Consider the following 12,187-nt stretch of genomic DNA (forward strand, 5'->3'; position numbering starts at 1 on the left):
CCGCAGATTCAGGAAATCCTTCTCCAGCTTTGATGAGTTCGTTGATTGGTATAACAATCGACCTCATGGAAGCCTTAATTTTAAGGAACTTGAAACAAAAGAAATCTGGATAAACTGGATGAACTATAGGGGATATGCCCATTACTCTTCTGGATTCCAATATATTCCCCAGAAATTCTTTATGTGGTTCAAAGAGCTCTTCTATACTGCTCTCTATTATCTGGGTATCACCAAGCTCACTAATCTTCATGAGCAACTGGAATGGGATTGCTGTAAGGTCATGCTCCCGCCAGAATTCTTCTTGTTGCTCAATAACTTGTACTGTTTTTACTAAAGGTTCCAGGTGCTTTGCTACGATCTGTCCGATCCCGGTAAGGGCATACTGTTTACCCTCTTGTCTCACTAGATTTCTTTCCTCAAGTATCCTGATCTGGGGGAGTATTCCTGTAGCATTAAAATTTAAAGTGCGTCTGATCTCACCCAATGTTATGGGCCCATCCTGCAGCAGAAGAAGAATTTTTTTTCGTTTATCCGATGATGTGATAATATCTAAAAGATCTGGCATAATTACACTTATCCTCAGCCTGCTGTGTTGATTAAAGGAAAAGGCTTGTTAGTTATCAGATGAATAATATTTATAACTATTTAGACCTTATGGTACTTTAAATCACCACCATGAGAAGATTTCTGAAAAAGAGGAGAATGTAATAATAGCTATGGATGCTTCAGGTGTGAAAGTTACAAACCGCGGGGAACACCGGAAGATTTAATTTAATATATTTATGTTAGAGATGTGCGAAATGTGAGTTTTATGTCTTTTTTATTTTCATTTTTTAAACCACAACACACATAACCAATAAATATATATTACACTACTCAAAACAGAATCTGGAGACTTACAATTGGAAAACATTACAATAAAAATCAAAGGCATGATGTGCGGCCACTGTGAAAAGACAATTCATGATGCTGCGATGAGTGTTAAAGGAGTAAAAAAAGCATCTGCTGATTTTAAAAAAGGTGAAGTGAAAGTCTCATTTGATACCTCTGTAACAGATCTTGAAGTGATAAAAAAGGCTATTGCAGCTACAGACTATCAGGTTATGGAAGAGAGTGAATCCTGCCCTGTGCCTTTACAGGGTAAAGAGGCTGTCACTCAATCTGAAATAAAAGAAGGAGCCGGGAAGTTAAGAAAAGCAGCCCTGCATATTACAGGGATGAGCTGCGCCTCGTGCGCCCAGAACATTGAGAGGGCACTCAACAAGATAAACGGAGTAAGGAGCGCCTCTGTCAACTTCTCGATCGAAAAAGCGATGGTGGAGTATGACTCTGATCTTGTAAATCAAAAGACGTTAGAAAAAGCTATCACAGATCTTGGCTATGGAGTGGTAAAGCGGGATATCACGCTCAAAGTAGGCGGGATGCACTGCGCATCGTGCGCTATCAATATTGAGAAGGCGCTTCTAAAGACAGAGGGTGTTACCTCTGCAAATGTAAGCTTTCCTCTTGAGCAGGCAAGGATATCATACGATCCTGAGATCATCCCGATATCAGGTATCAAAAAAGCAATCGAGGATGTGGGTTACACAGCATCTGAGAAAATAGAGAAATTAGAGGCTGACAGGGAGCAGAGGGCAAGAGAAGCCGAGATAAAAAGGCAGAAGATTAACTTTATAATCGCACTTACACTTGCAATCCCGATATCACTTGGCGACATGGGACGCAACATAGCCTGGCTTTCCCCCTATACACCCCTGATACTCCAGAATGATATATTGCTTTTCATCCTTGCCACAATTGTAATGCTGTTCCCGGGACGGCAGTTCTTTGAAGGTACGTACAGAGGGTTAAAACACGGCGTGACGGATATGAATCTCCTGATCGCTACAGGAACAGGAGCAGCATACACTATCAGCGTGGCAGCCACCTTCCTTGATCTTGGTGAAGCATACAGCCATACGTACTACGATACTGCTGCACTGCTTATAATGTTCATTGTGCTGGGGCGGTACCTTGAGGCGCTCACCAAAGGAAAGACATCAGAAGCTATCCGTAAGCTCATGGGGCTTGCGGCAAAGACAGCCCGGATCATCGTGAACGGTGAGGAGAAAGAGATACCTGTTGAGGATGTTGCAGTTGATAATATAGTCGTTGTGCGCCCTGGTGAGAAAATACCGGTGGACGGCAAAGTGATCGAGGGCCTCACAGCAGTGGATGAATCCATGATAACAGGTGAGAGCCTGCCTGTAGAGAAAACTGCGGGAGATGAGGTTATAGGCGCCACAATCAACAAGACTGGCATGATAAGGTTCAAAGCCACAAAAGTGGGCTCAGATACTGCTCTTGCCCAGATAATCAGGCTGGTTGAGAACGCCCAGACCCAGAAGGCGCCCATCCAGAGACTTGCAGACATAGTTGCAGGGCATTTCATCCTTGCAGTGCACATGCTCGCACTCCTGACGTTCTTCTTCTGGTTCTTTATCGGGTTTGAGTACTTTGATGTTCCTGCCACATTCATGGCAATGGGAGAGATGTCCGCTTCTACGCCCATTTCCCCCTTCCTGTTTGCACTGCTTATATCCATTACCGTGTTGATTATCTCATGCCCGTGTGCAGTAGGACTTGCCACCCCTACTGCGATCATGGTAGGGACAGGTAAAGGAGCCGAGAACGGCATACTAATAAAAGGCGGTGAGGCACTTGAGAGAGCGCAGAAGCTTGATACCATAGTGTTCGATAAGACAGGTACCCTGACAAAAGGTGAACCTGCGCTTACCGATGTGGTAGCCATAAAAGGTACCGAGAACGATGTACTTAAGCTTGCGGCTATAGCAGAGAAGGGGTCTGAGCACCCTCTCGGAGAGGCTATACTCAATGGAGCAAAGGCCCGCAGCATAGATGTTCCGGATACAGATGAATTCAAGGCCATACCGGGGAAAGGCGTGGAAGTGAGATACGATGGAAAGAGAATAATGATTGGTACAAGGAAACTGATGATCGAGAATGGTATAGACATTACGCAGGTAAATAATAAGATGGAAGAGCTTGAGCGCGAGGGAAAAACAGCCATGCTGGTATCAAAAGATAATGAGTTAGCCGGGATAATAGCAGTAGCAGATACCCTGAAGGAGAACTCAAAAGAGGCAGTCCAGGAATTGCGTAAGATGGGATTCACGGTTGCAATGATCACAGGTGATAATAAGAGGACCGCGGATGCAATAGGAAAACAGGTGGGTATTGACAGGGTACTATCAGAAGTACTTCCAGAAGATAAGGCGGCTGAGGTCAAGAAGCTTCAGGCCGAAGGCAAAAAGGTTGCGATGGTTGGCGACGGTATAAACGATGCTCCGGCGCTCATGCAATCTGATGTTGGCATAGCTATAGGGAGCGGTACCGATGTGGCGATTGAATCAGCCCAGATAGTCCTTATAAAGAACGATGTGAGCGACGTGGCGAAGGCCGTCAAACTGAGTAAACTCACGCTCAATAAGATCAAGCAGAACCTTTTCTGGGCTTTCTTCTATAACTCTGTAGGAATACCCATAGCAGCAGGTATCCTGTATCCTTTCACACAGCCACCGTTCCTGATTAACCCGGCACTGGCTGCTGCGGCTATGGCTGCAAGTTCTGTTTCTGTGACAACAAACACGCTTTTGATGAAGCGGATAAAGCTGAAGAGGTGAATAACATGGATAAAAAAGGGCTCTATAGCATGATCGCAAGTCTTGCAACATCCTCCATCCTTGTAATCCTGTTCTATGTACTCGCTTTACAGAAGATGCAGGAGAATGTGATATTCACAAGCGTGGATGTGTATGGAGGGATGGTATTCGTGTTCATCCTGTCCATGATAGTATCGGCATCGATATGGCCTGGAATAGTAGAAAAGGCTTTAACTAAATAACTGGCCTTTGTTAACAGATGTAGTGGGGCCAGGTTTAAATATAGAGCCTTGATATACTATATTGTGTAGAGCACTGTGCCAGGCACAGCGCTTACATCAAAGAGGGAGAAGGGGGTGAAAAAAATGGTACGAACACAGAGAAAGAACCTGACCGGATGGTTAGGATTGCTCATAATATTTACTTTACTGCTAGTGGTTGCGCTCTCAAGCCAGACTGCGCTCTCCTCGTTAGCTGTCAAGTTCAGCAAAAGCGATGTCCGCTTGCTCTCAAACGGCTCGGTTGTACCTGATGCTGGATCTATGATCTTTACAACAGACGAGGGAGCAGCTATGATACTGCACACATCAGAGCTTCCAGCCAATAATGCAGTAACAGTATGGTGGGTCATATTCAACAGGCCTGAGAACTGCACCGCCGGTGACAACCAGTCCCGCTGCGGCATGGGTGACCTGGAGAATAACATGACACAGCCGTCGGTCATGTTTGCGGCTGGCACTGTCAGCAATGCCAGAGGTAATGCCAGTTTCGGCGCGCACCTTCCAGTGGGTGATACGGAAGGATGCCAGGCCGGACTGCCGTGCGGCGAAGGGTTGACCAACCCAATGGGGGCGGATATCAATCTTATTGTCCGAGATCATGGTCCGCTTGTTCCAGAGGCGCTGCCTGACCAGATCCTGACATTCGGCGGCGGCTGCAATAACGCTCCGCCAGGCACAGGTACTCCAGGACAATTTGCCTGTGAAGATCTACAGGGCTCGGTACATGAGAACTGAGCAGTAGTAAGGTAAGAACAAGGAGCAAATAAATAAGAAACAAGGTGCCTTGCCGGTGCGTAAGGCACCTTTTTTTAAGAAAATACGTAAAGCCTAGAATGTAATTATCTGGTAACCCTGTGATATCAGTTTCCTGAAGCTCGGATGTTCCTCAAATTCACTCATGAGGGGAATACCGGCTGCCTGCGTGCTCTCCGTGGCACCGAAAAAATCTGAGCAGAAGCTGCAGACCCCGGTGAATTTTTTATCCATTACAGACTCGAACAGCTCGTGAAGCTTGTGCTCAGGTTTTGAAAGCTCATTAATCCACTTGGTTCCGGCCCCGTCAAAAATAAGCCTAAAGTCATCTTTTGCTTCTTTGAACTCTTTAGCAGCCTCAAGCGCATTGTGAACTCTGGCCATATCTCCATATGTTTCTGTATCTGCTAACACTACGACCGCTACTTTTATCATGTTTTACCACCCCTCAACCAGGAGGGCTGCTTGAAGGCTGGATCGGGGTATGTGTAGAAACCTTTACCGGTCTTAACACCCAGTTCCCCCCTCTCGACCATATCAAGAAGGAACTTTGGAGGATAATCCGATTTATCTTTCGACTCGTTGTAGTACACCATTTCGATGTCCTTGACGACATCCAGCCCTATCATATCCATCATACCGAAAGGACCAATAGGCATCCCTGTAAAGATCATCCATGCCCTGTCCTCATCTTCATATGTTGCAACCCCGTTATCCACAATGTGTAGACACTCTTTCTTGATCGCACGCCACACGCGGTTGAAGGCAAAACCTGTGATCTCTTTGCGTGCTATAATTGGCGTTAGTCCTATTTTATGAGCAAACTGGCGCACGCGCTCTATCGTCTCATCGGATGTTTTAGTACCTCCCATCAACTCCACCATGGGGCGCTCCCATACCGGAGGGTAGAAATGCGTATTGAGCACCCTATCCGGGCGGTTGGTTGCATCTTCTATTTTTGAGACGCGGATTGATGAAGTATTCGTCCCTATGATCGTATGACCGGGACAGATTTGGTCCAGATTTGCGAAAACTTTCCGCTTGAGTTCTAATCTCTCAGGAACGGCCTCGATCACCAGATCAGCGTTAGATGCACCCTCCTTCATATCCAGGGTGAGATGGATCCGATCAAGTATGTTCTTCTTCTCATCCTCTGTAATCTGCCTGTTTCTCACCCGCTCATCCAGTTCTTTTATCTGGTCCTGCGAAGCCTCTTTTAACGAGTTCTCAGAGTGGGCGATCATCCAGGTTGTATAGCCATAAGATGCACATTGAAGCCCGATCTGCGTTCCCATATACCCTGTCCCCATTATACAGATAGTTTCAATAGGTTTAGTTTCCATTTCTCCTCACTCCCCTTATTTGTCCATATAGTTCGAATATGCTTGCGTATATATCCCTCTCAGATATATTTTATATTACTAAAATTTTTCTATATGTTACCCCTTTATACTATTATATGTTACATCTTTATCAAGAGAACTTATAATTTCCTGTGAAAATCATTTTTTCATCATTCTGTGCCTGTGCCAAGTGGCTCATTGGCATTTTCTACAGCATTACTTACATTATTTTGAAAACTTTTTAATTTTCATTGAATATTATAAATCAGAACCATGCTAAAGGTTATTTCATTTAAAATGCTGATGCATGTCGAATTTCAGATTATTCGGTCCAAAGCCGCCTTAACCAAAATCTATTTATTCTGGCTAATTCAACCCTCCAGTTAGGAGTGATGGTATGAGAGTTACAGCTATCAAGAAAGGTAAATCTAAAGAAAAGGAGGCAAGAGGTTATGAATAAGTCACAGGAAAAATTAGTTCATATTAACGATCACAAAATCTCATATCTGGAACAGGGTGAAGGTAGCCCGGTCATTCTGATCCACGGGATACCGACATCCAATCTTTTGTGGCGTAAGATCATGCCAGGACTGGCCAGAACACATAACGTGTTCGCACCCGATATGCTGAACTATGGTAATTCTGACAAACCGGATGATGCAAATGTCTCCATTGAAGCGCAAAGCCGATTGATAGTGAAACTCATGGACAAACTTGGGCTGAATTCCGCAGATGTAGTAGGACATGATATCGGCGGCGGTGTCGCTCAGCTTGTAGCTGTCAATTATCCGCAAAGAGTTAGAAAGCTGGTTCTAATAGACTCGGTCTGTTTTGACTCATGGCCGATTCCAGAATTCCTCCCATTACAGAAAGAAGGTGCAGAAGATAATATGGGTTTGCAGGAGTTCTTGAAAATGATGCGTGACTTTATGCCCCGAGGTGTCTATAACAAGGCAGCTATGGCTGATGACGTAATCGATCTTTACCTGGCACCCTGGTCCACTGAGGAGGGTAAGAAAGCCCTGTTCCGCAATTTCCGTCGTCTAAATCCGGAATATACACAGGCTATTGCTGGTGAACTCAAGCATCTTCCTCACGAAACTTTGATTTTGTGGGCGGAACATGACGAATTTCAAAAACCAGCCTATGCCTCAAAACTCAGGGATACAATCCCGGATGCTCAGCTTGTCTGGATCAAGGAGGCTGGCCACTGGCTGATGGAAGAGAAGCCGGAAGAGGTTAGCCGGCACATTATCACCTTTCTGAACAAGAAGTAGCAGTTGCAATAGTGAGTAAAATAAGCACATTCGACTATCTTTTTTCAAACTTCATTACAAGCTTGCTCATCATATTATACCAGACTTGAAGCTCCAGTTCCATGATTTTTTTGTTTTTTCTATCGGTGTAGCTGCGTAAATGTATGCAGAGCCACCCACCCCAAGAACCCTGAATTGTCTCAGGATTTTAAAACGGAATACATATCACTGATACTTTTTAATACTTTAAATCCCTTTTCCGTGATCATATAGTCTCCACGCTCATGACGCTGCAGGATCATTTCGCTTTCAAGCAGTTTTTGCAAATGAAAAAGTAAATTGCCCCCGCGAAGCCCTGTAAGTTCTGAAAGTGCAGAAAAGGTTTTTGTCTCTATTGCTATTGCTTTCAGTATTTGCAGGCGTTGTTTGTTGGATAGCGGTTCAAGGATAGTGATCATGAACTCTTCCGGGATAGGGAATATCTCCTGTTTCATTTCTTCATTTTCATTATAGATTCGAAGAGAACGCATCAAACGAATCTGTTTTCCGAAGAGGGTCTGGACCTGCGAAAAACATTTCTCACATTGCTTCGATGGTGCATTAGTTCTCATTTCGTTCAATTCGGACTGGTTTTTCAAAATAACATCTTCATGAACCTTATCATGCTTTATCAGGCTGGCATTCTTCTGGAGAAATCCGGTGAAGCTTGATTTACAGGTTTCACGCATCTCACATTTTTTGATCATATTGCTTTCAAGACCACCCTCGATGTCATCAATAACGTGCCCGATGATCGCATTTGCAAAATTGGTCCGGGAACCAGAAAGAACATATTCAAGGTGCTGCTGGCTTGATTGTTCCATAAATCGTTTCATATCATTATGTATCTCATACAGCTTTTCTCTTATTTCGATGATTTCCCTGTAGGAACTCTCTCTTTTATCTGTCATATAAAAAGTTGTTTTGTCGTATCAGGCTAAAAAGGTTTCTATTACAACCTTAAAGGTTATGTTTGTATATTAAAATGTAGTTTGTATATTTTTATGACGGCTAAGTTTATGTGAATAACTAAACTATATGGTTTAAAGGTGAAAAAATGCCTGTATGGAAATACACAAACAAGAACGTAACAAAAGAAGAAGCTGAGAAATCGTTAGCTGCGATAATAAGCGCATGTTTCCACTGTGAAACACACAGCGATGGCTGTCCTATATCAAAAACAGCCGGCGAGATAAAAGGAATAATGGAGATGGAAAAAAGATAGATTTTCCGGCGGTGTAGAATATGAGAGTGCTTGGAGTGAGCGGAAGTCCGACAAAAGATAGTAATACAGATGCGTTAATAAAAGCTGTACTTAGCACAACAGGAGCAGAGACCGAGTTTATCAAACTTTCTGAAATAAAAGTGGGTCCCTGCATCGCATGCATGAAGTGTGTTTATACTAACGAATGTGTCATCAACGATGATTTCAAGTGGCTCTCCAGGAAAGTGATGGAGGCTGACGCTATCGTGGTAGGGTCACCCACATACTACGGCTCAGCAAGCGCTTTTATGAAGGCATTCATAGAGAGGCTTTATTCAAAGAGACACATAAAACTCCTGATGCGAGGAAAGCTTGCAGCAACAGTGGCTGTAGGAGTGGCTGCTGAAAAGATGGTAGCTGAGTGGATGGGAAATTCCCTTCGTGCCGGAGGCATGGAAATCGTTGGAAGTATGACGGCTAAAGGGACACCGTGCTGCTTTGTATGCGGGCCTGGAGAGACATGCGATTATACTGTCTGGAATGCCTATTCAAAAGAACTGACAGGAATGGACTTAGGGGTCGGTGAAGCGTATAAGGAGTATCTTGAGATCCTGCCTGATAACGTACCTTACGCACATGGCTCTGCTAAATTTCTGAAAAGCTACAGGTCGGTAAAGGATGAACCCCCGGTAATGGCTGAAGCAGAGAGGATAGGGAAGCTGATTAGAGAGAGAGAATAAATAAGTAAACCGCCAAAATTTCTGACCTCTTTAACCTGGCTTTAACCCAGAGATTCTAAGCGTATCCTCAGAAGTAAGTGAAGATTTAATAGTCCAAAATAGATAGTTATATATGCCATTTAAACAAATAAATAACTGGGAGTTGAAAATATGCTGGAAATAAAAAAAATTGCATACACAATATTGGCAATATTCGTCGTGTCAATTTTTTTGGGTTGTGTTAGCGTGCCAGAGGAACCTGGGGCAGAAAGACCTCGAGCAGATGGTAGAGCGCTATATAATTACATAACAGAAGAAAATGACTATAAAAACTGGAGTATGTGGCCCGGTAAAAGTGCGCTATATCCAGGAACAGAACCGCATGGTGTTTTTCTCACGACATATGTGACAGATAACGCCTTTTCTGCGATAGAGGGCAAGATGGGTAGTTTGCCCGATGGAAGTATAATAATAAAAGAAAACTATAATCCTGACAAGGAGCTTGAGGCAGTTACTGTTATGTACAAGGTAAAAGACTTTGATCCTGAACACAACGACTGGTTTTGGTTAAAGTATTCTCCCGACGGCAAGATAGACGCTGAGGGGAAGGTGGCGGATTGTAGCGACTGCCATGGCTTGAGAAAAGATAATGATTATATATATACAAGTGATCTTAAATAGAGGAGGTAAAACACAGGTAAAACATTTTCTTGTGCAATTATCAACTATTACTAATCTTATCTCTTACATTTATTAACCTTGGCAGGAAATAGTCTGCATTCACTGCTCCTAGAATTCTTTCAAGCACGTTACCGCTTGCATCAAGAAAGAGCATGTGAGGTGGAAAACTCACGCCATACCTGCGCGCTACTTCCCTGTCAATATCAAGATCCATAGCCACGAGAATGTAATCCTCTTTCAGTATACTGTTTACCTCCGGGTTGCTCAGGGTCTCTGACTCGAACTGCTTGCAGAACTGGCACCATACCGCCCAGAAATATACCATCAGAGGCTTATCTTCCTGCTGTGCTGCCTGCAATCCCTTATCAAGTGATCTCGACCATATCAGGCCGCCAAGATAAGTATTGTTTGTATCGCTGAGCTTAAAATCTGTGAGAGAAATATTATAAGAGGTGTATGCAAAGGCTATGATCAATACAAGCACAAGGATCGACATCAGTTTTCTTGTTCTCATATGTATCTCCTGTATTGAATCTCCTGATTTTAACTATCGTTTTCTTTTACTATAAATACCATATGCCACAAGGACAAGCAGAACAGAGCCGACGATAAGCATCAATAGTGCTCCGTTCTTGTTGCAACGAAAATCAAAGCTCCTGCGCTCATTCCATACAGCAGATGCTCAATGAAAGCTATGCCGAGCACCATGGGAAACATATCAGCAGCCGCAGGTCCCATCATATTCATCATTATTGGGGCGAATCCATACATTAATGTGGGAATGAAAACGACCAGCCATACGATAACGCCGTAGAGCAGCCCAACACCAGCAGCCTTTCCCCAGCTCGTCAGTTGTAGCTTTTCGGATGACGCTACTATAGCTCCGAGGGCGGCGCCAAGTATTATGCCCAAGAGGTAGTGTGCTATAAATCCTGCACCTACGACAGTGCTTTCTGTACCTCCGACAAATGTGCCCATGACAACGAAATCTGTAAGCATTGGCATTCCTATCATTGCCTTACTGCCTATCAGTATGATCGTCATGACCGTAGCTCCAACTACGCCTCCTGCTATTCCACCAAAAATGCTCCTGCCTAATGCTGTCATTCTAAGATCACTCCTGTTTTAATAAAATCTTTTTCTCTGGCTAACCTTTTCAACTCGCGTTGTTTATTGTCCATGATTTTTCACCTCGATTAATACTTAAGGTTACTCCAAATAAAATCCAGCGGGGTAGTGAACAAATATATCACTACCGATTATCTTTTCAATTATGCCTTTATGAGCTCTACCGCCCTTGCAGCTGCGGAAATATGGGTATCGATTGTGCTGATTTTACTCACGACCTCCAAAGAGTTATCATGCATAAGAAACTATAAATCACAAAAACTACAATCTGTCACTTGGAGTGAATTATTTTATGACTGCAAGAGAAGAATTAGAAAAGTTGGCAAAAGAGTGTGAAGAATGTGCTGGTAAAGATGTGGTGTCTTTCGAAGAACATTTTGAGAAGTGCCCTGCTTGCCAGGAGCGCAAGGCGAAAGCTGAAAAGCTCGCTCAAATAGCAGACATGATGCAAATGCTGGCATCTAAACCCGAGGAAGACAGGCGTCAGATATTTAGTGCACGGATGGAGCAATTTTCCTCTCTGCCGGAGGACAAAAGGATTGCTGCAATAACAGACATGCTCGACGGTATCGCAGAACTGCCGGAAGAAGACAGGATCAAGGTTGTTAAAACAAGGATAGATCTCATGGCAAAGCTTCCAAAAGAGAAAAGGGAGATACTAATGGGATCTTTGAAGAAAATAATGTCTTCATGGCCTGAAGAAAGGAAGATGATGGAAAGGCATGCAGTGATGGCCGCTACACAGGATTATTTCATCCTGAAGAGAATGATGATCCGGAATATGTTTAAGAAAATGCTGATGTGATTTTTTCTATTCTTTTGGAGGTATTTGAAATGCCAGTTGATGATACAAAAGAAAATCTGGCTATATGCATGAATTACTGCGGAACCTGTCCAAGTCTGCCGTATCCGCCACAGCCAATGCTGTTCTGTGCAAGAGGTAAATCACCAGAAATAATCGTAAAAAAAGGCTGTAAATGTCCTGCTTGTCTGGTATATGCCAGATATAAGCTGAAGGATTTATATTTCTGCGACATCGGTAAAGCACCCTGAAAAAAAGACTTAGAGCCTATCCGAAAAGTCCAGAAGCTCTGAACGTTATCCATGCACATGCGAAGTGT

At 43.6% G+C, this 12,187-nt stretch carries 15 protein-coding genes; 9 read left to right on the forward strand and 6 right to left on the reverse strand.

Annotated features, from left to right (window positions below):
• Positions 1–565: helix-turn-helix transcriptional regulator (locus ANME2D_RS11975; protein WP_048092134.1), on the reverse strand; the 565-nt coding region annotated here is incomplete at its 3' end.
• 337 nt (positions 566–902) lie between these two features.
• Between ANME2D_RS11975 and ANME2D_RS11980 the strand changes: the two genes are divergently transcribed.
• The 3 genes from ANME2D_RS11980 (at position 903) to ANME2D_RS11990 (ending at position 4,678) form a co-directional block, all read left to right on the forward strand.
• Complete coding sequence (locus tag ANME2D_RS11980; RefSeq protein WP_081810266.1) at positions 903–3,683, forward strand: heavy metal translocating P-type ATPase; 2,781 nt, start codon at positions 903–905, stop codon at positions 3,681–3,683.
• A gap of 5 nt (positions 3,684–3,688) precedes the next feature.
• Positions 3,689–3,904 (forward strand): hypothetical protein, encoded by a 216-nt coding sequence (locus ANME2D_RS11985; RefSeq protein WP_048092136.1) that lies wholly within the window; start codon positions 3,689–3,691, stop codon positions 3,902–3,904.
• A 123-nt stretch (positions 3,905–4,027) separates the two neighbouring features.
• Complete coding sequence (locus ANME2D_RS11990; RefSeq protein ID WP_157834112.1) at positions 4,028–4,678, forward strand: hypothetical protein; 651 nt, start codon at positions 4,028–4,030, stop codon at positions 4,676–4,678.
• Positions 4,679–4,771: 93 nt separating this feature from the next.
• On the opposite strand, the gene ANME2D_RS11995 is transcribed toward ANME2D_RS11990, so the two are convergent.
• A complete protein-coding gene (locus ANME2D_RS11995; protein ID WP_048092140.1) occupies positions 4,772–5,131 on the reverse strand; it encodes a DsrE family protein in 360 nt (119 codons plus the stop codon).
• Positions 5,128–6,039, reverse strand: a complete 912-nt coding sequence (locus tag ANME2D_RS12000) for a 3-hydroxyacyl-CoA dehydrogenase family protein (protein WP_048092142.1) — start codon at positions 6,037–6,039, stop codon at positions 5,128–5,130. The genes ANME2D_RS11995 and ANME2D_RS12000 overlap by 4 nt, the downstream gene beginning before the upstream one ends.
• 452 nt (positions 6,040–6,491) lie before the next feature.
• On the opposite strand from ANME2D_RS12000, the gene ANME2D_RS12005 reads away from it, so the two are divergent.
• Positions 6,492–7,316, forward strand: coding sequence for an alpha/beta fold hydrolase (locus ANME2D_RS12005; RefSeq protein WP_048092144.1), 825 nt, complete (start codon positions 6,492–6,494; stop codon positions 7,314–7,316).
• A gap of 179 nt (positions 7,317–7,495) precedes the next feature.
• Here ANME2D_RS12005 and ANME2D_RS12010 read toward each other — a convergent pair whose 3' ends face one another.
• The gene (locus tag ANME2D_RS12010; RefSeq protein WP_048092145.1) at positions 7,496–8,245 is read right to left on the reverse strand and encodes a winged helix-turn-helix domain-containing protein; all 750 of its coding nucleotides are present in this window, start codon (positions 8,243–8,245) and stop codon (positions 7,496–7,498) included.
• Between the two features lie 146 nt (positions 8,246–8,391).
• Here ANME2D_RS12010 and ANME2D_RS18460 point away from each other — a divergent pair, with 146 nt between their 5' ends.
• From ANME2D_RS18460 to ANME2D_RS12020, 3 genes are all read left to right on the forward strand, one after another.
• Positions 8,392–8,559 (forward strand): hypothetical protein, encoded by a 168-nt coding sequence (locus ANME2D_RS18460; protein WP_198527422.1) that lies wholly within the window; start codon positions 8,392–8,394, stop codon positions 8,557–8,559.
• Between the two features lie 20 nt (positions 8,560–8,579).
• Positions 8,580–9,278 carry a flavodoxin family protein gene (locus tag ANME2D_RS12015; protein WP_052368894.1) on the forward strand — a complete coding sequence of 233 codons (699 nt, stop codon included), beginning with the start codon at positions 8,580–8,582 and terminating at the stop codon, positions 9,276–9,278.
• 150 nt (positions 9,279–9,428) lie between these two features.
• Complete coding sequence (locus ANME2D_RS12020; RefSeq protein WP_052368895.1) at positions 9,429–9,938, forward strand: cytochrome P460 family protein; 510 nt, start codon at positions 9,429–9,431, stop codon at positions 9,936–9,938.
• A 40-nt stretch (positions 9,939–9,978) separates the two neighbouring features.
• Here the strand turns inward: ANME2D_RS12020 and ANME2D_RS12025 are convergent, their stop codons facing one another.
• Together ANME2D_RS12025 and ANME2D_RS17005 are read right to left on the reverse strand one after the other, a co-directional pair.
• Positions 9,979–10,452, reverse strand: a complete 474-nt coding sequence (locus ANME2D_RS12025) for a thioredoxin family protein (protein WP_048092147.1) — start codon at positions 10,450–10,452, stop codon at positions 9,979–9,981.
• A 101-nt stretch (positions 10,453–10,553) separates the two neighbouring features.
• Positions 10,554–11,045, reverse strand: a complete 492-nt coding sequence (locus ANME2D_RS17005) for a hypothetical protein (protein WP_052368896.1) — start codon at positions 11,043–11,045, stop codon at positions 10,554–10,556.
• Positions 11,046–11,358: 313 nt separating this feature from the next.
• On the opposite strand from ANME2D_RS17005, the gene ANME2D_RS12035 reads away from it, so the two are divergent.
• Both ANME2D_RS12035 and ANME2D_RS12040 read left to right on the forward strand, forming a co-directional pair.
• Entirely contained in the window at positions 11,359–11,871 is a 513-nt protein-coding gene (locus ANME2D_RS12035) for a magnesium transporter (RefSeq protein ID WP_048092153.1), read from the forward strand.
• A 29-nt stretch (positions 11,872–11,900) separates the two neighbouring features.
• Positions 11,901–12,119 carry a DUF2769 domain-containing protein gene (locus ANME2D_RS12040; RefSeq protein WP_048092155.1) on the forward strand — a complete coding sequence of 73 codons (219 nt, stop codon included), beginning with the start codon at positions 11,901–11,903 and terminating at the stop codon, positions 12,117–12,119.
• Positions 12,120–12,187 lie beyond the last annotated feature (68 nt).

The sequence above is a fragment of the Candidatus Methanoperedens nitratireducens genome (assembly GCF_000685155.1).
In the GTDB taxonomy this organism is placed as follows: domain Archaea; phylum Halobacteriota; class Methanosarcinia; order Methanosarcinales; family Methanoperedenaceae; genus Methanoperedens; species Methanoperedens nitratireducens.